The following is a 22,900-nucleotide window of genomic DNA, read 5'->3' on the forward strand; positions in this document are numbered from 1 at the left end:
GTTTGTTTACTGAGGGGCATTCTCGCACGAAACGTTCAACCTATTTGGCCAGAGTGCATGTTGGTTTGGTGAGCGGCTTTAGTAGTCGGTGAAAGTGAGGGGGTCATTGGACTGCGATGAACTTCTTTGGCCTGCCGGCGTGGCGTTTTTGGGCGGCGTAGCGCTCGATGCTGTCTATCGTTATCATCCGACGGCCGTCGACAAGTTCAACATCGAGCTTTCCGGCTTTGACCAGCGCGGTAATCCGCGGAGCGGAGACTTTGAGGTCCAGCGCTGCGTCTTTAAATGTTCGGCACGCCGCTTCCCGAGCGTCCTCGTGGTCGATTTCGACTGAAAGGGCCACGACCTCGGCCGAGCGTTCGTACCCTGCCGGAGTCAAACCGTTGTTGAGGTCGTCGGCCAAAAACGCCATCAGCGCCTCGGTGGCATGGGCAATCGCTTCTTCGCGCGTATCGCCATCGGCAAAAGCGCCGGGAATCTGCGGGAAGCTGGCGCAGTACCCGTCGTCTTCTTTTATGAGAACGCAGTCATAGGTAAATCGCTGCCTCATTTTGCCTCCAACTACCATCCAGCTTGGCGACGAATACTTGCCCACGTGCCCTTCTTTGGTCGATCACCACCAGAGCCGTTCACGGTGACAACACGGTCGCCAGAAACATACTTAGCATGACTACCGACTTGCGCGACCTTCACGAATCCATCGTGCTTGAGTAGGGCAATGATTTCCCGAAAGGTAGGAGGTTGCATGGGCCGACCTCTTTCAGCCGTCCTAATTATAAACTAGTTTATAATTTTTGCTAACCAGTTAATAAATATTACTGGCGCTGTTTGGGCTCGGTGACGATGGCTCGGACGATGCGGGGGCGATCGGTGAGGTCGCGGACGATGCGCACGTCCGAGAGACCCGCCTGGCGGCAGAGCTCGGCGGCGGCGTCGAGGGCACCCTCGTAGAGCTCGCAGGCAAACAGGCCGCCGGCGCGCAGCATGTAAGGCGCCGCATTGAGCAGGCGGCGGAAGATATCGAGGCCGTCGGCGCCGCCCTCAAGCGCCAGGTCGGGCTCGAAGTCCTTGACCTCGTGCGGCAGTGAGCGCATGACGTCGGTCGGAATGTAGGGCGGATTGGAGACAAGCACATCAAAGGTGCCCCACTCTTCGCGGGGAATGGAACTCACCAGGTTGGTGAGGCTAAAGGCGACCTCATCGGATGTGAGACCGAGCGCGTCGCGGTTTTTGGTGGCCAGATCGATAGCGCGCGGCTCGATATCGGTAGCGGTGCAGGTAACGTGGCCGCGGCGCTCCCAGGCAAGGGAGAGCGAGATGCAGCCCGTGCCGCAGCCGACCTCGAGAACGCGGGCGATGCGGGGCTCGGCTGGGGCAGGCGAAGCGGCATCCTGAGCTGAAGCCGTCTCCTGGTCGGCACCCTCGATGGCGATGCCGTATTCGTCGAGCTCGGACTCGGCGGCTTCCGCGACTTCGGCTTCTGCTGCCTGCGCGGCGGCTTCCTCGGCCTCGCGGTCGGCCAGCTCCTCGGCATAGGCACGGCTGCCGAGCACGTCGCTACCCAGCGCAGCCTCATCGGCGGCCGTCAGGTTGGCGGCACGGCGCTCGGCGGTCGCGCGTTCGTCTGCCAGCGCGGCCTCAGCCTTGCGTGCCTCCTCGACCTCATCGTTCCAAGGCAGCTCAACACGCTGACGGGCAGCAGCCTCGGGGCTCAGCACCTCGGCATCCAGATAATTGAGGACTTCCTCGACGAGCATCTCGGTCTCGGGACGCGGAATGAGCACGCCGGGGGCGCACGTGACGTCGATCATGCGAAACTGCGTGCTGCCGGTGATGTACTGCAGCGGTTCACCTTTAGCGCGACGAACAACGGCCGCGTGCATGGTCTCGAGCTGAGCCGCGTTAAGCGTCTCGTCCATGCGCATATATAAGTCGATGCGTGCCAAACCCGTGGCAGCGCAGAGCAGCCACTCGGCAGAAAGACGGGGGTGCTCCTCGCCGCGCTCGGCCAGGTACTCCTTGGTCCACTCGAGACAACGCTTGATGGTCCAAATCTCGTTTGCCATGGGGCCCTCCCCTCTTAAGCGCCGGACGGCGCGCGAATGTCGGAGCAGATTGTACGCGAGGGCGGCACGCGGCAAGGGACGATTGGAAGCGATTATCGAGAATCAGCCCAGAATTTTGCTTGAATCGCAATCGAAGTGTTCATTCGTCGACGTCTAAATCTGCATCCGTCAAGCTTTTGGCAAGGTTGCCCCAAAACTGACCAATATCTAACCAAGAACTTGCCAAATCACTTGACGCGCGACGCATCAAAAATCGCCCCGCGACTTCTCGGACGATTTTTTGAGCATTATTTTCGATAGCAGATGAATGCCGCTAATTTCTTTGAGCAGGTAGCCGGCTTAATGGCCATCAAAGCCGATTAAATAACATCTCAAAGCAATGTGCCCAACCTAGTCATTTAAGAACGTCCCCAATGACTAAAATGCCATCACAGCCGACTGAATATAATATCAAGGCAATGTCCCCAATGACTCCCTACGGATCATTTGACAACCAAGAAAACGCCGATGTTTTGGCAATGCCAGCGAGCGACGTCCAGAGCGAACAAGTTGGCATGAAAAAGGCAAGGCATAGACCTTCTGGTCATGCCTTGCCTTTTGAATGACAAATTGTCGCTCTGGGCGGCGCGCAGCGTCGAGCCGTTACGCGGTTTGGCAAAACCGCGTAACCCACTACACAGCCTGCGCCAGCTTCTCGGCTCGCTCGGCGGCGGCGAGTGCCTCGATCACGGTGCCGAGCTGATCGCCCAGAAGGACGCCGTTGTAGGTGGAGTTGAAGCCGATGCGGTGATCGGTCACGCGGTCCTGGGGCTGGTTGTAGGTACGGATCTTCTCGGAACGGTTGCCATGGCCGATCTGGCTCTGGCGCTCGGCACCGAGCTCGGCCTGCTGCTTCTCGAGCTCCATCTCGTACAGACGGGCACGCAGCATCTGCATGCAGACCTCGCGGTTCTGGATCTGGGAGCGCTGCTCCTGCGACTGCACCACGGTGTTGGTGGGCAGGTGGGTAATGCGCACGGCGGAGTAGGTGGTGTTAACGCACTGACCGCCAGGGCCGGAGGCGCAGTAGGTGTCGATGCGCAGGTCGGACTGGTTGATCTGGACGTCGATCTCCTCGGCCTCGGGAAGCACGGCGACGGTAGCCGTGGAGGTCTGAATGCGGCCCTGGGACTCGGTCTTGGGGACGCGCTGGACGCGGTGCACGCCGGACTCGTACTTCATGACGGAGTAGACGCGGTCGCCCTCGACCTTGAACTCAATGGACTTAAAGCCACCGGCCTCGCTGGGGCTGGAGTCGAGCACGGTAGTCTTCCAGCCGCGCGACTCGCAAAAGCGCTGATACATCTTGTACAGGTCGCCGGCGAAGATGGCCGCCTCGTCGCCACCGGCGGCGGAGCGGATCTCGACGATGGTGTTCTTGTCGTCGTTGGGGTCGCTCGGGATGAGCATGTACTTGATGTCTTCCTCGAGCTGGGGAAGCTTGGCCTCGTTTTCGGAGATGTCCATCTGGAGCATCTCCTTCTCATCGGCATCGGTGGTATCGTGCAGCATTTCCTTGGCAGCCTCGATGTCATCGAGCGCGCCGATGTACTCGCGCGAGGCGGCGATGAGGTCGGACTGGTGCGCGTATTCCTTGTTGAGACGCGTGAACTCCTTGATATCGGAGGCGACGGCCGGGTCGGAAAGCTTCTTCTCGAGCTCCTCGTAGGCCTTGATGATCTTTTCGAGCTTGTCGCGCATGACGGACTCCTTTATATGCGTGAAGGTGAAAATCGGCAGAATTGATGGGGCGCGGGGCGCCGCTGCGGGGGTAAGCCCGGCTAGAACATGTCGATCCTCAGATACATGCGCATCCCTTCGCGTATGGGGTACATAGTTGCGGTCTAACCCATACATGATAGCGTGCGCAGGCAAACCTGCATATAACCCGCACGGAATCCGACAAAGGGACAGTCCCTTTGTTGGATTCTAGAGCGTGTGGAGCAGAGCGATGAAAAAGCGGACACCCTGAAGGTAGACTCGGCGGGTAATGCGCTCGTTGGTGCCGTGGACGCCTCGGTCGCACTCGTCATCGTCGACCACAAAGGCCGAGAAACGAATGCACTCAGGGCAAATGCGCTGATAGTTGGCAGCGTCGGTCGCGCCGATCACGGTCGAGGGGACGATGCTGACAGGAGCCCCGCCCGTCGCACTCGGTCCGTTTTCCTCCGTCCCCTTTGGATCACGGAAATAGCGGGCGGCGATGGCGCGAACGGCCTCGAGCCCCGGTCCACCGACACGCGGAGACGGCGAAGGCTCGGAGCTGCCGGGGCCCAGCTCCACTTCGACACAACCGGCAAGGTCCGCCCCGGCAACCGCCTCACGGCAGCGCGCCACAACGTCGACCACGCTCGTACCCTCGAGCATGCGGAAGTTAATGTTGGCCCACATATCCTGCGGCATTACGTTGGCGCCGGTGCTGCCACCCTCGATCTGCGTGGGCGCGCAGGTGGTCGTCACCAGCGGATAGAGCTTTTTGCTGGCGAGGCAATCGCGGACAATGGCATCCCCGTTGGCGGCAATTTCATCGGCCGTGTAGAGCCCCAACTCGACGAGTTGAGCGGCAAGCAAGTCGGTCACGCGCGTCGGCCACTCGATATCGCAGATTGCGGTGATGGCACGGCTGAGCACCTCGAGCGATGTGCCGCCGTAGGGGTTGGACGAATGCCCGCCCTCACTCTTCGTCTTGAGTATGATATCGGCGTAACCCTTCTCCGCGAGGTCGGCATGCATAAGCCAGCCCTCGCCCGCGCCATACTCGGCAGCCGAAACAATACGGTAGTCACCCTCGTCGATCAGATATTCAAGTTCAACGCCACGCTCCTCGAGCACACGACCGATCGCCCCCGCGCCGTACTGCGTGGTTTCCTCGTCCTGGCCAAAGGCGAGCAGCAGGGTACGCTTGTGCTCCCAGCCGTGCGCGAGCGCATACTCAACCGCCTCGAGAATGCCTGCGACCTGGTCTTTCATATCGATGGCGCCGCGACCCCAAATGTAGGTGTCGTCCACATGTCCGCTAAAGGGGGCATGCGTCCAGTCAGCCTCGGTGCCGGGTACCACGGGAACCACGTCCATGTGGCCCATGAGCATAATGGGCTTGAGGGCAGGGTCGGAACCGCTAAGCGTCACCAATAGCGAATGGTCGATAAGCTCGACCTTACCCGCCGTAAATACGTGCGGCCAAGCCTGCTGCATATACGCGCGCAGGTCGTCGAACGGCTGCCAGTTCACCGCCTCGGCATCCATACTCGAGATGGTCGGAAACGACAGCACGCGGCCCAGGCGCTCGCACGCACCAGCTTCGTCCAAATCGGCAAAATCATCCTCATGCGCAAAGAAGCGCCAAACCTCGGCCATGACATCCTTTCGATTGTGATGACGAGGGCCGCCCCACGGGAGCGGCCCTGTCATGCAAACATTTGCGGTCGGTTACTTGTCCTCGAGATAACGCGAGAGGAACTCGCGGGTGCGCTGGTGTTTGGGGTTGCCAAAGAGCTCGGCCGGCGCGGCGTCCTCGAGCACCACGCCCTTATCCATAAAGACCACGCGGTCGGACACGGTTCGGGCAAAGGCCATCTCGTGCGTGACGACGACCATGGTCATGCCGTCGGCCGCGAGCTTGCGCATGACCTCGAGCACCTCGCCCACGATCTCGGGGTCGAGTGCCGAAGTCGGCTCGTCGAACAGCATGATCTGCGGATTCATGCACAGGGCGCGTGCGATGGCTACGCGCTGTTTTTGACCACCGGACAGGCGGCCCACGGCGGCGTGCGCGAACTTTTCGAGTCCCACGCTCGTCAGATGCTCCATCGCAATTTTTTCAGCCTCGGCCTTGCTCATCTTTTTGAGCATGACGGGCGCAAGCGTGCAGTTGTCGAGCACGTCCATGTTGTTGAACAGGTTAAAGCCCTGGAACACCATGCCGATGTCCTCGCGGAGTTTATTGATATTGCAGCGCTCGGCCGTAAGGTCCTGGCCGTGGAACCAGATGTGGCCCGCGTCCGGGGTCTCGAGCAGATTGAGGCAGCGCAGGAAGGTCGACTTGCCCGAGCCCGAGGCGCCGATAATGGTGACGACCTCGCCGGGGTTAACGGACAGGTCGATGCCCTTGAGTACCTCGAGCGAGCCGAAGCTCTTGCGCAGGCCCTCAACGCGGATGAGCGGCTCATTGGTCTGTGCGGCGGCCGCAACGCCGGTAGTGGCGGTATCTGCCATGATGATTCTCCTCGTCTTAAGCCTAGTTAGAGCTGGGCAGCGTGGCCGGAGCCTCGGCACCGAGCTTTTTGCCAAAGGCTTCGAGCAGGCGGCTCGCCACGAGCGTCAGGATCAGGTAGACCACGAGCGCCACGCAGTAGACCTCCATCTGGCGGTAGTACACGCCGGCGACCGTGGTAGTAGCGTACATAAGGTCGAACACGCCGATGACCGAGAGCACCGACGAATCCTTGATGTTGATGATGAGCTCGTTGGTGAGCGCCGGAATCGCATTTTTAATGCCCTGGGGGAACACGACTTTGCGCATGGCCTGCCACTGCGACAGGCCCAGCGATCGCGCCGCCTCGGCTTGGCCGGGATCGATGGACTCGATGCCGCCGCGCAGGACCTCCATCATGTAGGCGGTGGAGTTAAGCGAGATGGTGACGAGGCCGGCGGTAAAGGTGCTCCAGATCTGGTTGGCCTGGGCGGTCTCGAAGCCCATGCCGCGCAGAACGGTAAAGCCCGCGTAATAGATAAGCAGGCCCTGGACCATCATGGGCGTGCCGCGCACAATGGTGGAGTAGACGGTCGCGAAGCCGCGGCCGATACTCTTAAAGAAACGCACCAAGTCGTTGTCCACGCGGTCGAACGTCTGAATGCGCAAAAACACAAAGAGCAGTGCCAGGAAGAAGGCGATGACGGTGCCGAAGGTGGCAAGCGCGATGGTGATTTCGATGCCGCGGATGAAGAAGTCGCCGCTCTTGTAGGTCATGTAGACCAGGCTCGACAAAAAGTCGCTGGGGTTGGAATCCGAGACAATGCTCACCTGCACCAGGTCGATAAACGACATGATGCAGCGGTCCACGAAAAAGATCGCTGCGATGGCGACCACAACATAGCTACCCAGGCGCGCGCCGCGGCGGAAACGCTCGGAGGCGAACGGCGACTTTTCGCGATAGTCGTTCCAGTGCATGAGCTTGGTGACGAGTGCCGCCGCCGACACGACGACCCAGGCCCACAGGATCGCCCAAAGGCAGTCCTGGAAGATGCCAGTGGGCGCCAAAAAGCTCAGCGGCGTGGGGTTGCGCTGGCTAAACGCCAGGCCAAGCGCCGCGATGACGCTCGTGCCCAGGTATACGTAACGGTGATCGGCCTTGATAAAGGAGGCCAGGCGATTGACGGTTTTCATGCTGCCTCCCTATGCCGGCTGACGGTCGAGGCACGCGTCCCACATTTGGTCGCGCTCCTCTTGGCTAATGCCCTTGAGTGTCTTGTCGATGAGCTTAAGCAGTTTGTCCGAGCCCTTGCGGCAGCCGACGTTTGCCGCGACCTCCTGCTTAAAGCCCTCGCCTTCGGCAAAATGAATGGGAACGATGCCCGGGTTTTGAGCCATATAGCCCTTCTCGTTCTCGGTGTTGTAGGTCACGGCGTCGCAGGTGCCCTGCAGCAGGTTCGAGAACACCGTGGGGACGGAGTCGACCGGGTTTTTGTGCACAACGCCCGGGATCTCGTCGATGACGGTGTCGAGCATGGTGTCCTTTTGGCCGAGCACCGTGGCACCGCTAAAGTCGCTAAGCTTGGTGGCGTTTTGGTAGGGCGAGCCCTCTTTTACGAATAGGCCAAAGTAGCCAATGAAGTACGGGTCGGAGAAGCCGACCGACTCTTCGCGCTCGGGCGTGGCGCTCATGCCGGCGATGATGAGGTCGATTTGGCCGTTGTTGAGCGAATCGATAAGGCCCGAAAAGCTCTGCTTGACGGCAACGGGCTCGCCACCGAGGGCCTTGCAGACGATCTTGGCGATCTGCACGTCGTAGCCATCGGCATAGGCGCCCTGCACGTTGTCGATGGGGATGGTGTACTCGCTGGCTTCGGAGACCTGCCAGTTGTACGGGGCGTAGGCCGCCTCCATGCCGATACGGATCTTGTCCTTGCCGATCACGGAATCGGACAGGTCGTCGCGACCGCCGCCCGTCGTGGGCTGAACTACTTCCAGCGTGGAGGGACGCTGGCAACCGGCAAGTGCGCCGGCGACGACAGAAGCGCTCGCAGCGAGAGCATTACCCAAAAAGATGCGACGGCTGCATATCGGCTGGACATGCATGCCGCGCTGTTGTCGAGATTGCATCTGATGCCTTCCCTATTTCGTTTTGCTGACAATAAGACAGGATATACGCCAGCGACCAGCAGCGCAGTACAAGCTCGAAAAATTAATAGACACACGGTAGTCATTGGGAGCGTCGATGTTTTGGCAATGCCAGCGAGCGCCGCCCAGAGCAAACAAGTTGGCATGAAAAAGGCAAGGCATAGACCTTCTGGTCATGCCATGCCTTTTGAATGACAAATTGTCGCTCTGGGCGGCGCGCAGCGTCGACCGGCCCGCCGTTCGTCAGAACGGCGGAACCTCTAGAGCAAGGTGACGCTAAAGCTACGTTTGTCGGTAGCGCCGGGAGCCAAGGTGATGGTGTTGACCTTGTGCTCAAAGACGTCGTCCTCGGTGTCCATGGTGGTGTGACCGGTCCAGGGCTCGAGCGCCACAAACGGGGCGTCGTTGGCGGCAGACCACACGCCAATGTACTTAAAGCCCTCAAAGTCGATCTTGACGCCGTGGCCCGACTTGCGGCCGCGCAGCGTGAGCGTGGAGCCCGGGGTATCGGTGAACATGATGGCGTCGTTATCGAAGCTGCGGTGCGTGATGGGCAGCACGTCCGAGTTATCGGGAGCCTTGTAACTGCCCTCAAACGTCATAAGACCGTCGGGCGTGATGATGGGAGCCTCATTAGTCCAAGCCTCGGTAAACGCCAGCTCGTAATCCTCGAATGCCTCGTCCTCGGCACCGGGAGCCGGTACGTTAAACGCGGGGTGGCCGCCCACCGAGAACGGCAGGTCCACGTCGCCGGTATTGGTGACGGCAAAGGTCTGGGTAAGTGTGGCGTCACCAGTCAGGGCATAGGTCATGTTGAGCTTAAAGTGGAACGGGAACGCCTTGAGCGACTCGGGCGTGTCGGTGATCTCGTACGTTACCGAGGAGCCGTCCTCCGAAACCTCGACCAGCTTGTGTTCGACGATGCGCGCGAGTCCGTGGCGCGGCATCTCGCAGGTGCCGGCCGCAGACGTCGCCGTGTTGTTGCGCAGCGAGCCCACAATGGGGAACAGGATGGGCGCATGCTTGCCCCAAAAGGCGGGGTCGCCCTGCCACAGATACTCGTTGCCGTTGAGGGCAAGGCTCGTGAGCTGGGCACCCATGGAATCGATGGCCGCGGTGAGGCCGCCGCGCTTGATGGTAGTGACAGTAGACATGCTACTTCCTCCAAAAGTAAACAATAGTGTCGAGGGCTATTGTCCCACTCTTGGCGGCGGGACGGGACGGCAGGCGATTATTGAGTAGCCATAGCGGAATGAGCGGCGAGTGCCTACTGGGTATCCACGTAAAGGTCGAACCTGCCCTGCGGTGTGGTGTCGACCGTGTCGGGCGCCTGTGAGTTAAAGCTCACGGGGACCATGCGCTTTGAGGCACGGAAGCGCGTGCCGTCGGTGGCGACGGGCGGTTCATCGACGGTGAGCTCGTAGTCGCCGGGCTTGAGCTCGATGCCGTCACCAGCGGAATTGACGTATTGATACTCGTCAATCGTCTGCCCTTTGAGCGTGCGCCCCACGATATGGATGAGCATTTGGCTGTCGCCGCGCGCGGTGTCCCACGTCGCGCCGTCCTTGACCTCGACCGACACATGTACCGAGCGCGTGCGGCTGAGCGATTGCTCGACAGACATCTCGACCTTGGCGGCGTCTTTTCGCTGTTGTTCGACATGGCTCCAGACGTTTCCAATTACCGAGCATGCGATAACGCCGGCCATGAAGGCGATAAGGATGGGGCCAAGCGGAGAGCGACGTCCTGCATCTTCCTCGCGAGACAGATTGGGGCGACGTGTGGGTGCGGGCGCCTGAGCGCCCTGCGAGGGCACGTCGAGAATACTGAAGGATGCCGTGCTGTCGGGATCGATGGTGTGACGCGGCTGCGGGGTCTTTGCCGGCGAGATCGACATGTCGGCTGGCTCGCCGAGCGTGGCCGTAGCGTCGGCCTTGGCCTCGTCTGCCTCGGCCTGGGCCCAAGCTTGTTCGAAGGTCAGGGGCTCGACAGGGTCGAGGGCGGCGTCCGAGTCGGCGGCGACGTCGTTGCCGGTCTCGTCCTCGTCGCTCGACACGTCACGCGGCGCGGGCTCGTCCCACCCCTCGTCCGGAGTCTCACCCTCGCTATACCACCATTCAAAGTTATCGATATCCATACGGGGCGCCCCTTAGGCCTCGCAAATAAACACTCGCTAGTTTTATACCCCCAGACGACACCGAAGCTCACCCGCGCCGGACACAAAAACCGTCACAACATTCGACGCTTTTCCTCGATTTCGAGATTTTCGCCGAATGTTGTGACGGTTTGGGCGACTGGCCGGCAGCGCAATGCGACAAAGGGACTGTCTCTTTGTCACATTCTGTTAGAGTTGCAGGGATTGAATCCCGCTTATTAATGCGACATTGGAGTGACAGCCTTGACCGCCGCAACCACGCCTAAAAGCAAGTCAACCGCCGCCGCGCTTTCACCTGCGCGCACCAATCTTTGCCTGGCGCTGCTCGTGTTGTTAGGTTTTTCGCTCGGCTGCTCGGAGTTCGTGGTCATCGGCATCGAGAGCGACCTGGCGACGGAGCTCGGCATATCGCTTGCCACCGCAGGCCAGCTCATCAGCGTGTTTGCGCTTGTCTACGCCATCGCCACGCCGGTGCTTGCGCTCAGCACGGGACGTTTTCGCCGCTACCAGCTGCTCGTGTGCTACAGCATCGTCTTTGTGCTCGGCAACCTGGTCATGGCGTTGGCGCCCAACTTCCAGGTGCTGTTTATCTCGCGCATCATCCTGGGCTCCGTCTCTGGCGCACTGCTCGCTGTGGGTGTGACGTACATCCCCGAGCTGCTGTCCCCGCAGCAAACTTCGTTTGCCATCTCGGTGGTATATGGTGCGTTTTCCGTGGCAATGGTCTTTGTCACTTCGATCGGCAAGTCTGTGGCCGACACACTCGATTGGCACGTGGCCATGTACGGCACGCTGGCCTTTGCCGTTCTGATCTGCGGAGCACTCGTGATGTTTATGCCGCGCGCTGGGCAAACCGACGAACCTGCCACCTTTCGCGAGCAGGCGGGGCTGCTGCGCGAACCGAGCATCATCACCGGCATGCTCATCTTTTTGTTTGGCGTGGGCTCGGTCTATGTGTTCTACGGCTACGTGACGCCTTATCTTGAGCAGGTGCTGGGCATGGGCACGGTCGAAGCCAGTACCACGCTCATGGCCTACGGCGTGTTCTGCCTGATCTCGAACATCCTGGGCGGATGGATCGATGCTCGCTTTGGCATGAAGGCGCTACTCGTGACGTTTGTGCTGCAGGCTGCAGCGTTACTCGGACTGTTTGCTGTGGGCGGCACCATGCCGCTCGCGCTGGTCTTTGTCTTTAGCCTGGCGCTGCTCATGTACCTGTTCTCGGTGTCGTGCATCACGCACTTTATGGACGTGGCACGCAGCCGCCATCCCAAGTCGATGGTACTCGCAAGTTCGGTTGAGCCCATGGCGTTTAACGTCGGCATCTCGTTTGGCACCGCAGTGGGCGGCGCCGTGGTAAGCAGCGTTGGCATTGCATATGTAGGCGCAGTGGGTGCCGCGTTCTCGCTTGTGGCCTGGGTGCTTACGCTGGTGACGATTAAGTTGGCTCGCTGGGAACGCAAGAGGGCGATGGCGCAGGCGTAGATGCGATACTCGAGCTCGATGATGGCGATCGAAAGGAAACCGCATATGCAACGTGTACTGTTTATCTGCTATGGAAACATCTGCCGCTCGACGATGGCCGAGTCGGTGTTTACCGAGCTCGTGCGCCGCGCTGGGCGCGAGGCGGAGTTTGCCATCGATTCCGCGGCGACCTCGACCGAGGAGATCGGCAACCCGCCACACCACAGTACCGTTGCCAAGCTACGCGAGGTCGGGATTCCCGTCGTCGCACATCGCGCACGTCAGGTACGTCGCGCGGAGTATGGCGACTGGGACCACATTGTCTATATGGACGACGAGAACGCCCGCGCCCTGTACCGAATTTTTGGGAAGGACCCCGATGGCAAGATCTCGCGCCTGCTCGATTGGACCGATCGCCCCGGCGACGTGGCCGACCCCTGGTACACCGGCAATTTCGACGCCACCTACCGCGATGTACTCGCCGGTTGCACCGCCATGCTCGAGCAGCTGTAGGCGCTCGGGCGGCGCGGGCACACGGGCCACGCCATCGGCATAAACGAGCGTGGATTTTCTCCCACTTTGAGCGTTCGAGTGCGCTCTAAACGGGAGAAAATCCACGCTCGTTATCTCGGTGGGAGAAAATCCACACTCATGAATGTGACAAAGGGACTGTCCCTTTGTCACATCCGGGACTGGCCCTAGACCGGCTTGACCTCCAGCTTTATCCCCTCGGCGCAGGAGTCGCCCAAAACATCCGAAAGGGCCCAGGTCGCATATAGCGGCAAATAGAGAACCGCTCCGTTGCGCTCAACGTTGCCTCTCGAAAAAACAATCCCGAGCCTTACGCCATATTCAGCCGTATCAAGCACATGACCGAGCGCAGCGTGCGCGTGGTAATAGGAGCCCGATTTAACCTCGATCGGAACAGCCGTCCCATCCGGTCCGTCGACCACAAAGTCCACTTCACCGCGCTTTTTTGTCTGATAGTAGTAAAGCTGGCGATTTTGGGCAGTCAGCTGCTGGGCTACCACGTTTTCGTAAATGCCGCCCAGATTGGGCTCCTTGCTATCAAGATACGCCGCTTGGGCGACTCCAACGGGGTAGCGCGCCATCAACATGCCCGTATCCGATTGGTATAGCTTGAACTGCGATGGCCGTGCCGTCTTGAGCAGGGGCGACTTTGGCTCGGTTACGATATCGGCTTTGAGAGCAACGCCGGCATCGACAAGCCAGACAAAATCTCGCTGGTACTTCTCATAATGCGCCTTGGGGTCAATGGAATTGAGCACGAAACGCTTGTGTTCGCCCTCGAGCATAATAGGGAGCTGATCGTAGATGCTCTGCACCTGCAGGGCTCGCCCGCTTGCATACTTGGAGATATCCCGCCGGTACTGTTCGTTGAGCTCTGACTGTAGCTGACGAACAGAGGCAAGGTCGCCCTGCGTGTCAAGGAAACGCTGCACGACCTCCGGCATTCCGCCGACAACGGTATAGGTCCTGAAGTTTGCCATCATCGCGTCATGAATGTAATCAGGAATGGGCCTCTCGCTGATACACGCGTCACGTATCGTTTGGCGAGCCCCCTCGCTCACCCCGGTTGCCCAGCAAAACTCCTCAAAATCGAGCGGGAACATCCTAAGCTCGTGGACATACCCCACGGGATAGGACCTGACGCCCTTGAACTGGGTCCCGAGCATTGACCCCGAAAACGCCCAGCGGCACCTCCCGTCCTCAACAAGGAACTTTGCCATCGTCATGATGTCGGGGGCCTCTTGGACCTCATCGATAAACACGAGCGTTTTGCCTGGTGCAATCGACTTTCCCGAAAGAAGCGTCACCCTGCTGATGAAATCATCGGCATCCCGCGCCTCGAGAAGAGCATCTTTTGCCTGGCGATTTTCCATGAGGTTAAGCTCGATGTAGGTTGCATGGCTGGCTTTGCCAAATGCGCGAATCGAATAGCTTTTGCCGATCTGGCGAGAACCCGTGATGAATAAGGCCTTTTGCTCGGCAGACTTCAGCCAACGCTCCAGCTCTGCCGCTATTTTCCTGCGCAGCATAGGCTCTCCCCTCAGTGTCATCAAATGAAATGCAAAGTTTTATGCGCTTAATTATCGATGAAATGTAGGATTTTTAGAACCTAAAATCGGATGAAATGCAGAGATTTAGGATTATAAGCAAAAAGAAGGGGCAGCCCCGGCGAATGTGACAAAGGGGCTGTCCCTTTGCCACATTGCGCTCGACTACTCGTCAACGATCTCGGCAAGCCAGACGTTCAGCGTATCGACCTCGGGGCAGCAGAACTTTGCCGTACCAGGCTCGTTGCCAGGCACGGTTCCGCCATAGCGCAGGATATCGATATAGGGAAAGCCCACATGGCAGGCCATGGCACACATCTTGCCGCGGTCGCGGTCAAAGTCGAAGACGTCGCCCGGTTTGTGACCATGGTGGCAGCGGCACGCACCCAGCTGGTCCACGCAGCTCACGCGGATACGCGGACGCTTGCCACGCGGCGCGCCGAGCGGCTTGCCCCCGCCCGCAGGCTTGGCGCCGCCCTCGCCAGCATTACTCATGGTCAATCACGTCCAGGCAGGCCTCGATGGGAAGGCCAGCCGACTTATCCTCTTGGTCGGCATTGCGCTCGATAAGCTCAGCCACCACGCGCATGGCATCGGACGTCGCGCGCTGCAGACTCCAACCTGCCATAACGCGGCCGACGAGCACCGCCGAGAACGTGTCGCCCGTGCCCGGGAAATAGACCGGGATCAGGTCGAAGGGAATCGTGAAGTACTCCCCCGCCACATGGTCGTAACCGATGACGACATTCGCACCGTCGACCACAGCGCTCGTAATGACCACCGACTTGGCGCCCAGGGCACGCACGGCATCCACAAGAGTGCGGCCCTCATCGGGCGTGATTTGCTCGGCAATGGGCGTATCGGTGAGCAGGCACGCCTCGGTGTAGTTTGGCACCGCATAGTCGGCGCACTCGAGCAGGCTGCGCATGAGACCGATCGTGGACTCGGGCACGCCGGCGTAGAGCTTGCCGTTGTCGCCCATGATGGGGTCGACGAACACCTTGGTACCCTTTTGCGCGCGACGGTGGCAGAAGTCCGAAATGATGCGCGTCTCTTCCTCGGTCACGATAAAGCCGGTAGAGATGGCGTCGAACTCAAAGCCGAGCTCCTCCCAGATGGCGAGGCTCTGGCGCACGTACTCGGTGGTGTCGTGGATGTAGAACTTGGGATAGTTGAGCGTATCGGACACAAGTGCCGTCGGCAGGTTGTGGATGCGGTAGCCCATGTGCGACAGCACCGGCAGCATGGCGGAAAGCGCGACCTTGCCGTAGCCGCACATATCGTTGATCAACAGCAGCTGAGTGTTCTTCATGAGGGTCTCCCTTGGTTCGGGCACGGCGCAGCAGCGCCACAGTGCGACTAAGTGTAGCGCAGGGAGCACGGCAGGCGGGCGCTGGTGCCGTGGAGGTCGAATTGTTGCGGAAAGGTTACGGGAAGGAAGTTAGTCGTTGGGGACGTTCTTAAATGACTAGTCAAACAAGAACGTCCCCAACGACTAACCCAACGACTATCAGCGCAAGGAGTGTCCCCAAGTGCCGGCACATAAGGAACGTCCCTAAGTGCCACCTAAGTGCCAAAACGACTGGTCGGGCAACACCGATGTTTTGGCGAAGTCAGCGAAAACTCGCCAGAGTGAGCAAGGTGCCTTGAAACGAGGCGGCATTGACCTTCTGGTCATGCCGCCGAAGTTGAAAGGCAGATTGCCGCTCTGGCGGGTTTGCAGCGTCGAGCCGTTACGCGGTTTGGTAAAACCGCGTAACCACTAGTTTGGTACCTTGACATTCATTTCTCATGCTCCTAGATTGGTTAGGCACAAAACAATTCCACTACCTAACTAAAGAAAGGAGCAACACTAATTCATGTGCGATGAACCTCTTAACCTTTGTTCGCACGAGCCCGGCGGCGACCCGTCACAGCCGGCGGATGCACCCGAAGCGGTTAGCTCAGAAGACAAGCTTGCCAAGCGCATCCTCAATGGCCTGGGCTTTTGCGGCCGTTACATGCATTTTCATGGCGGAGGCGTGTCCGGCAAGGCGCCCATCATCTGCCTGCTGGCCAAGCAACCCGGCGGCGAGATGTCGCAGCAGGAACTCGGCATGCACTTTGACCTCAAGCCGGGGTCGCTTTCCGAGATCCTGTCCAAACTCGAGCTCAACGGCCTCATCGAGCGCAGCCGTAACCCCAAGGATCGACGGCAGCTCACCATTCGCCTGACCGAAACCGGCCGGGAAAACGCCCGCATCGACCAGGCAGCCCGCATTCGCTTTAGAGAGCAGGCCTTTGGTGCCCTCACCCACGACGAGCGCGAGCAGCTCGCCGAAATGCTCGAGAAAATCCGTGTAACCTGGGAGGAACTGGATGATTAAAACCCTCATGGGCAGCATCCGCGACTATATAAAAGTCACCGTTGCCACGCCGTTGCTCGTGCTTGGCGAGGTGCTCTGCGAGATGCTGATTCCATTTATCACCGCCAACCTGATCGACGCCATCAAAGATGGCACCACCGTAGCCGAGATGCTTCCCACCGCGGGCTTTTTGGTGCTCATCGCGCTGACGTCGCTTGCTTTTGGCGCCGCTGCCGGCGTCACCTGCAGCCATGCGAGTTGCGGCTTCGCTAAGAACCTGCGTCACGACCTGTTCTACAAGATCCAGACGTTCAGCTTTGCCAACATCGATGAGTTCTCGAGCTCCTCGCTCGTCACGCGCCTGACCACCGATATCAACAACGTGCAGCAGGCCTTTATGATGATCATCCGTATCGCCGTGCGCGCGCCGCTGGTATTGATCTTCGCCTTTACCATGGCATTTATCATGGGCGGCAGCGTCGCCATGGTCTACCTGGTCATCATTCCGCTGCTGGGCTTTGGGCTGTTCTTTATCATCTTTAAGGTGCGTCCCATCTTCTCGCGCGTGTTCCACAAGTACGACGCCCTTAACGAGTCCGTCGAGGAAAACGTCACCGGCATGCGCGTGGTCAAGAGCTATGTGCGCGAAGACTTTGAGAAGGAGAAGTTCGCGACCGCTGCGCGCGACGTCCAGATGGACTTCACCCGCGCCGAGAAGCTGCTTGCCTTTAACAACCCCATGATGAACATCTGCGTCAACGGCGCGTTTGTCGTCATCATCTACCTGGGCTCCAAGCTCATCATCACGAGCCAGGGCACGCTGTTCGACGTGGGCCAGCTCTCCTCGATCTTTACCTATGGCTTCCAAATCCTCATGAGTCTGATGCAGCTGTCGATGATCTTTGTCATGGTGACCATGGCCGACGAATCGGCGCACCGCATCACCGAGGTGCTGGCCGCCGAGCCCACGATCGCCGATCCCGCCGAGCCCGTGCTCGAGGTTGCCGACGGTTCCATCGACTTTGAACACGTGAGCTTTAAGTATTCCGCGCATGCGAAGCGCCAGGCGCTCGACGATATCGACCTGCACATTAAGAGCGGCGAGACCATCGGCATCATCGGCGGCACCGGCTCGGCCAAGTCCACGCTCGTAAACCTCATCGCCCGTCTGTACGACGCCACCGAAGGTACCGTGCGCGTGGGCGGCATAGACGTACGCGACTACAACTTGGACGCCCTGCGCCACCAAGTGGCCATGGTATTGCAGAAAAACGTGCTGTTTAGCGGCACGATTGCCGAGAACCTGCGTTGGGGCGACTCGAACGCCACCGACGAAGAGGTCCGCGAGGCCGCGCACCTGGCCTGCGCCGACGAGTTTGTCGACGGCTTCCCCAAGGGCTATGACACCTGGATCGAACAGGGCGGCTCCAATGTTTCCGGCGGCCAGAAGCAGCGCCTGTGCATTGCGCGCGCCCTGCTGCGTCGCCCCAAGATCTTGATCCTGGACGACTCCACGAGCGCCGTCGACACCAAGACCGACGCCAAGATTCGCGCAGGGCTGGCAAGCTATCTGCCCAACACGACCAAGCTCATCATCGCCCAGCGCATTAGCTCCGTGCAGGACGCAGACCGCATCATCGTCATGGAGGGCGGCCGCATCGCGCAGATCGGTAACCACGACGAGCTGCTCAAGACGAGCGAGATCTACCGCGAGACCTTTACCTCGCAGAACAAGATGTCTGCCGAGGGCGAAGAGGCCGTCGAGGCCGACACCGAGGCATCCGTAACGCAAGCTCAGACCCAGGAAGGAGGCGAGGCACATGAGTAAGGCAACGACCGCCGAGCGCGCGCTCAACCGCAAGGGCGGCACCATGTCGCGCCTCATCAAGACGCTCTTTGGCTTTTACCCCGTGCTTTTGCCCCTCGTCATCGCCGGCGTGGTGCTCTGCGCCATCATCAACTCCATCGGCGCGACCTTCCTTCAGAGCGCCCTGCAGATTATTAGCGAATCGTGGCAGTCGGGCGATTGGGGAGCCGCGCAGCCCAAGATCGCACAGCTCGTGACCACCCTCGCCTGCATCTACGGCATCGGCATCCTGTCCTCGCTCTTCTGGAACCGCGCCATGGCCATCGTCACGCAGGGCTCGCTGGAGAAGCTGCGCGAGAAGATGTTCAACCGCATGCAGGACCTGCCGATCCGCTACTTCGACACGCACCAGCGCGGCGACATCATGAGCCACTACACCAATGACATCGACACGCTGCGCCAGATGATCAGCCAGTCGCTGCCCAACCTGCTCATGACGGTCATCGTCATCGTCACGGTGTTCTTTATCATGCTGTACTACAGCGTGTGGATGTGCTTGGTCATTATTGCCGGCGTCGCCTTTATGACCTTTATGACCAAGCTGCTCGGCTCCAACTCCGCGCGCTTTTTTATTGCGCAGCAGACCGAGCTCGGCGTAGTCGAAGGTCATATCGAGGAGGTCATGAACGGCCAGAAGGTCGTCAAGGCATTCTGCCACGAGTCTGCCGCCGAGGCCGATTTTGACGAGCGCAACGAGAAGCTCTTCGAGGTCTCGCAGAAGGCCAACATGTACGCCAACATCCTCATGCCCGTCCTTATGAACCTGGGCAACCTGCTCTACGTGCTGGTCGCGCTGGCCGGCGGCATTTTCCTGGCGCTGGGCGTGCCCAACCTGAGCATCTCGGGCATGGCGCTGTCCATCGCCGTCGTGGTGCCGTTCCTCAACATGACCAAGCAGTTCTGCGGACAGATCGGCCAGATCTCGCAGCAGATCAACGCCGTGGTCATGGGCCTCGCCGGCGCCGACCGTATCTTTGAGCTCATCGACGAGGAGCCCGAAGCCGACGAAGGCTATGTGACGCTCGTCAACGCTCAGGTGAACCCCGACACCTGGCAACTCGAGGAGGCCGACCACCACACCGGCATGTGGGCGTGGAAACATCCGCACCGCGCAACCGGCGAGATCGAGTACGTGCCGCTGCGCGGCGACCTGGTCATGGACAACGTCGACTTTGGCTACACGCCCGACCACGAGGTGCTGCACGGCGTGTCCGTGTTTGCCAAGCCGGGCCAGAAGGTCGCGTTTGTCGGCGCCACCGGTGCCGGTAAGACGACCATCACCAACCTCATCAACCGCTTCTACGACATCGCCGACGGCAAGATCCGCTACGACGGCATCAACGTCAACAAGATCCGCAAGGCTGATCTGCGCCGCTCGCTGGGCGTGGTGCTGCAGGACGTGAACCTGTTCACCGGCACCGTGATGGACAACATCCGCTACGGCAACCTGGACGCTACCGACGAGGAGTGCGTCGCGGCGGCCAAGCTCGCGGGCGCGGACGACTTTATCACCCGCCTGCCCGACGGCTACGACACCATGCTCACCGGCAACGGCGCACAGCTGTCGCAGGGCCAGCGCCAGCTGATTTCGATCGCACGCGCCGCCGTCGCCGATCCGCCGGCAATGATTCTGGATGAGGCCACGAGCTCCATCGATACCCGCACCGAGGCCATCGTGCAGGCGGGCATGGATAAGCTCATGGAGGGCCGCACGACGTTTGTCATCGCGCACCGCCTGTCCACCGTGCGTAACTCCGACGCAATCATCTGTCTGGACCACGGCCGCATCATCGAGCGCGGCAACCACGACGAGCTGATCGCCAAGCGCGGATACTACTATCAGCTCTATACCGGAGCGTTTGAGCTGGAGTAGATCTGGCAACCCGGAACTACGCCGCAACGCATAAGCCCCCGCAGTTCATATGAGCTGTGGGGGCTTTTTTCATGCCAGCCGGAAACCATATCCCACTTTTCGGGCCCAGAATGGGATGCCGTTTCCCGCTGGACCCCCTCCGGAAAACGGCATCCCATTTCAAGGGAGTAAACCGGGATGTAGTTTCCCCTAACGGCACCTTTGGGAAGCCGCATCCCACTCTAGACGCACAAAACGGGATGAGCTTTCCCATGGTGATCCAAGACCAGAAGCATGTCCGATAGCGCAGCAAGGTCAAGAACAACAAGGCAAGCGTCACGCCAATTTGGACGAGCGTCTGCTGCAGTTTGAGGCTGCTGGCCCATATGGTAGAGTTAACCACCCATGAATTTCAGCACACTGCGTGCTACCTGCTCTTTTGTCATTTAGGGGAGTGAACTTGTGAATACTTCTGTCGCCAAGAAGGCCAGCCAGGCGGTGCGCCTGCTCATGATGGTGCTCACGGCAGTTCTCATCTTCTTCTTCATCAATGTTATGCTGCTCGTCTCCGATATCCAGGGCACGGCGCGTGTGGTCAACTACGCCGGCCTGGTGCGCGGTACCACGCAGCGAATCGTTAAGCTCGAGGACGCGGGCCAGCCTCAAGATGACCTGCTCAAAGCCGTGGATTCATACATCAACGGTTTGCGTTACGGAAGTGACGACCTCAACCTCGTCCGTCTCGATGACGACGAGTATCAGGCAAAGATGACCGAGCTTGCAAATTATTTTGATGAGCTTTGCGCCGAGATCATCCGCGTGCGCGAAGTCGGCTATGAGAACACCGACATCATCCCTATGAGCGAGGAGTTCTTTGGCATTTGCGACGATGCTACGCGACTCGCAGAGGACTACTCTCAGGAGAAGGCGTCGGCGCTCAACTATCTCGAGGGCTTGGTGATCATCGACATCATGGGCTTGGTGGCGACCTTTGCGGTCGAACTTGTTCGCGCGGTGCGAACTGCCGCGCTCAATCGCGAACTGCAGAGCAAAGTCTATCTCGACGAAGCCACGGGACTGCCCAACAAGAACAAGTGCGAGGAGGTCTTGGGGCAGGAGCAGCCTGTCTCCGCGGAGGCGCCCGTTGCGATGTGCGTCTTCGACCTTAACAATCTGCATACGGTCAATAACAACTTCGGCCACGAGAAAGGCGACGAATACATCCGTTCTTTTGCCCAGCAGCTGGGGCGTGTGACGTCCGAGACGTGCTTTGTGGGTCGCGACGGCGGCGATGAGTTTATCGCGGTGCTGCGGGATACCGATCGAGCTGCCGTGGAGTCCTGTCTCGCTCGGGTTCGTGCGAACGTGAACGAGTATTCCGAGGCTCACCCCGACATGCCCATCAGCTATGCGGTGGGCTATGCGCTTTCCAGTGATTTTGACGAGCCGCCTACCATGCGCGAACTCTTTTCCCAGGCCGACAAAAACATGTACATCGACAAGAACCGCGTAAAGGCAGCCGAGGCAGCCGGGCTGCCACGCGAGGAACGCTAAACCCGTAGCAAAGGGTAGCTAATTTGGGACGGGGCTCTTTTGGCTACTTGAGAAGCTGGGCCATGGCGTTGACGAATTTTTGGACTTGGAGGGTGGGCTCGAGCGGGTAGTGCAGAAAGACCGGCACCTCGCGGCCGCACAGGAACGGTACGCCCACAAAGGCCGGGTGCACCCCCGACCATGCGCCGCAGGTGAGCACCGCGTCGCCCTTTTCCTCCGCCTCGTTAAAGAGCGCAAAGTCGAAGCTATCCACATCGATCACGTCCACGCCGCCGTCGGCCAACAGGTCGATGCGCAGGCTGTCCATGGCATCGTTGCCGTGACGCAGCACGCGCAGACGCATGCCCTCCAAGTCGGCAACCGTGATGCGATTCTTGCGCGCCAACGTACTCGTGCGCGGCAGGTCGATATAAAACGGCACGTTAACGATGCGGAGCTTTTGGCAGGCGTCGCCCCAGCGTGGGGTAGAAAAACTCGACTGCACCACATCGACCTCGCGGCCCAAGCTGCGCATGACGGTCTCGCGCTCGTCGTAGAGGTCGCTTACCGGCACAATCTCAAATCGCAGCGACGGCTCCAGATCGTGGATGCCCGTCCACATCGAAAGCGTTTGGCGCCCCGGGCACATCATCGACACACCCAGGCGCACGGCACCGCCATCGCCCGCCGCGCGTCGGGCGCGGCGCAGCGCGTCCTCGGACTGCCGCATGATCGAGCGCGCGTCATCCACCAGCAGAGCGCCCGCCGGCGTCACCTTAACACCCGAATGCGAGCGCTCGAACAACGTGATACCAAATTCGGCCTCAAATCCCGACACCTGTTTGACGAGCGCCGGGGTCGACACGCGCAATTTTGCCGCCGCACGCGAGAAGCTTCCCAGCTCCGCGGCGGCCGATATGGCCTCAAGTCGTCGATCGTACACGTCAATCTCCCGTTTTCGCGCCCGTGGCCACATGGTGCCATAGGGGGTTGTTTTCGCAGGTCACGCGCTCAATTGAGAATAAACTGCATCGCACAGTGTAAACCTACGATTAACGCCATTCTAACAAATATGCAATTCACCTGCGCAAATGCAAAGCATACGATAACCAGCAAAAACCACGTGGGTCGGTTAACGGGAGCGACCCACCGGGAGGCACA

The 22,900-nt window shown here is 59.8% G+C and carries 20 protein-coding genes; 6 read left to right on the forward strand and 14 right to left on the reverse strand.

The features are described from left to right. Nucleotides 1-103: 103 nt before the first annotated feature. The 10 genes from KTF55_RS08610 to KTF55_RS08655 all read right to left on the reverse strand — a co-directional run bounded on the left by KTF55_RS08610 (nt 104) and on the right by KTF55_RS08655 (nt 10,582). The gene (locus KTF55_RS08610; RefSeq protein ID WP_147333371.1) at nt 104-595 is read right to left on the reverse strand and encodes a type II toxin-antitoxin system HicB family antitoxin; all 492 of its coding nucleotides are present in this window, start codon (nt 593-595) and stop codon (nt 104-106) included. Further along, on the reverse strand, nt 562-747 hold the full coding sequence (locus KTF55_RS10160; RefSeq protein WP_089573106.1) for a type II toxin-antitoxin system HicA family toxin: 186 nt from the start codon (nt 745-747) through the stop codon (nt 562-564). The genes KTF55_RS08610 and KTF55_RS10160 overlap by 34 nt, the downstream gene beginning before the upstream one ends. A gap of 68 nt (nt 748-815) precedes the next feature. After that, nucleotides 816-2,066 (reverse strand): HemK/PrmC family methyltransferase, encoded by a 1,251-nt coding sequence (locus KTF55_RS08620; RefSeq protein ID WP_117770546.1) that lies wholly within the window; start codon nt 2,064-2,066, stop codon nt 816-818. 672 nt (nt 2,067-2,738) lie between these two features. After that, nucleotides 2,739-3,806, reverse strand: a complete 1,068-nt coding sequence (prfA, locus tag KTF55_RS08625; RefSeq protein ID WP_035138783.1) for a peptide chain release factor 1 — start codon at nt 3,804-3,806, stop codon at nt 2,739-2,741. Between the two features lie 228 nt (nt 3,807-4,034). Then, nucleotides 4,035-5,462: a M20/M25/M40 family metallo-hydrolase gene (locus KTF55_RS08630; RefSeq protein ID WP_117770545.1), complete on the reverse strand. Its 1,428-nt coding sequence runs from the start codon at nt 5,460-5,462 to the stop codon at nt 4,035-4,037. A gap of 72 nt (nt 5,463-5,534) precedes the next feature. Beyond that, a complete protein-coding gene (locus KTF55_RS08635) occupies nt 5,535-6,320 on the reverse strand; it encodes an amino acid ABC transporter ATP-binding protein (protein ID WP_117770544.1) in 786 nt (261 codons plus the stop codon). 22 nt (nt 6,321-6,342) lie between these two features. Further along, nucleotides 6,343-7,491, reverse strand: coding sequence for an amino acid ABC transporter permease (locus KTF55_RS08640; protein ID WP_117770543.1), 1,149 nt, complete (start codon nt 7,489-7,491; stop codon nt 6,343-6,345). 9 nt (nt 7,492-7,500) lie between these two features. Further along, nucleotides 7,501-8,427, reverse strand: coding sequence for a transporter substrate-binding domain-containing protein (locus tag KTF55_RS08645; protein ID WP_217108333.1), 927 nt, complete (start codon nt 8,425-8,427; stop codon nt 7,501-7,503). Between the two features lie 278 nt (nt 8,428-8,705). Continuing rightward, entirely contained in the window at nt 8,706-9,599 is an 894-nt protein-coding gene (locus KTF55_RS08650; protein WP_217108334.1) for an aldose 1-epimerase family protein, read from the reverse strand. Nucleotides 9,600-9,712: 113 nt separating this feature from the next. Further along, nucleotides 9,713-10,582, reverse strand: a complete 870-nt coding sequence (locus tag KTF55_RS08655; RefSeq protein ID WP_217108335.1) for a hypothetical protein — start codon at nt 10,580-10,582, stop codon at nt 9,713-9,715. Between the two features lie 261 nt (nt 10,583-10,843). On the opposite strand from KTF55_RS08655, the gene KTF55_RS08660 reads away from it, so the two are divergent. Further along, nucleotides 10,844-12,085: an MFS transporter gene (locus KTF55_RS08660; RefSeq protein WP_226790698.1), complete on the forward strand. Its 1,242-nt coding sequence runs from the start codon at nt 10,844-10,846 to the stop codon at nt 12,083-12,085. 45 nt (nt 12,086-12,130) lie between these two features. After that, nucleotides 12,131-12,577: a low molecular weight protein-tyrosine-phosphatase gene (locus KTF55_RS08665; protein ID WP_217108336.1), complete on the forward strand. Its 447-nt coding sequence runs from the start codon at nt 12,131-12,133 to the stop codon at nt 12,575-12,577. A 185-nt stretch (nt 12,578-12,762) separates the two neighbouring features. On the opposite strand, the gene KTF55_RS08670 is transcribed toward KTF55_RS08665, so the two are convergent. The 3 genes from KTF55_RS08670 to KTF55_RS08680 form a co-directional block, all read right to left on the reverse strand. Then, a complete protein-coding gene (locus KTF55_RS08670; protein WP_217108337.1) occupies nt 12,763-14,124 on the reverse strand; it encodes an ATP-binding protein in 1,362 nt (453 codons plus the stop codon). Between the two features lie 183 nt (nt 14,125-14,307). Continuing rightward, nucleotides 14,308-14,637 (reverse strand): TIGR04076 family protein, encoded by a 330-nt coding sequence (locus tag KTF55_RS08675; protein ID WP_084591874.1) that lies wholly within the window; start codon nt 14,635-14,637, stop codon nt 14,308-14,310. Next, nucleotides 14,630-15,454 (reverse strand): PfkB family carbohydrate kinase, encoded by an 825-nt coding sequence (locus KTF55_RS08680; protein ID WP_035138774.1) that lies wholly within the window; start codon nt 15,452-15,454, stop codon nt 14,630-14,632. Before KTF55_RS08680 ends, KTF55_RS08675 begins: the two co-directional genes overlap by 8 nt. A 547-nt stretch (nt 15,455-16,001) precedes the next feature. Between KTF55_RS08680 and KTF55_RS08685 the strand changes: the two genes are divergently transcribed. From KTF55_RS08685 to KTF55_RS10165, 4 genes are all read left to right on the forward strand, one after another. After that, entirely contained in the window at nt 16,002-16,508 is a 507-nt protein-coding gene (locus KTF55_RS08685) for a MarR family winged helix-turn-helix transcriptional regulator (RefSeq protein WP_217108338.1), read from the forward strand. After that, a complete protein-coding gene (locus KTF55_RS08690; protein WP_217108339.1) occupies nt 16,501-18,315 on the forward strand; it encodes an ABC transporter ATP-binding protein in 1,815 nt (604 codons plus the stop codon). The genes KTF55_RS08685 and KTF55_RS08690 overlap by 8 nt, the downstream gene beginning before the upstream one ends. Beyond that, nucleotides 18,308-20,227 (forward strand): ABC transporter ATP-binding protein, encoded by a 1,920-nt coding sequence (locus tag KTF55_RS08695; protein ID WP_217108340.1) that lies wholly within the window; start codon nt 18,308-18,310, stop codon nt 20,225-20,227. Before KTF55_RS08690 ends, KTF55_RS08695 begins: the two co-directional genes overlap by 8 nt. Before the next feature lie 441 nt (nt 20,228-20,668). Beyond that, nucleotides 20,669-21,760: a GGDEF domain-containing protein gene (locus tag KTF55_RS10165; protein ID WP_217108341.1), complete on the forward strand. Its 1,092-nt coding sequence runs from the start codon at nt 20,669-20,671 to the stop codon at nt 21,758-21,760. A gap of 43 nt (nt 21,761-21,803) precedes the next feature. On the opposite strand, the gene KTF55_RS08705 is transcribed toward KTF55_RS10165, so the two are convergent. Then, nucleotides 21,804-22,682, reverse strand: a complete 879-nt coding sequence (locus KTF55_RS08705) for a LysR family transcriptional regulator (protein WP_226790700.1) — start codon at nt 22,680-22,682, stop codon at nt 21,804-21,806. Nucleotides 22,683-22,900: the final 218 nt, after the last annotated feature.

It is taken from the genome of Collinsella sp. MSK.8.10 (genome assembly GCF_019041915.1).
Classification (GTDB): domain Bacteria; phylum Actinomycetota; class Coriobacteriia; order Coriobacteriales; family Coriobacteriaceae; genus Collinsella.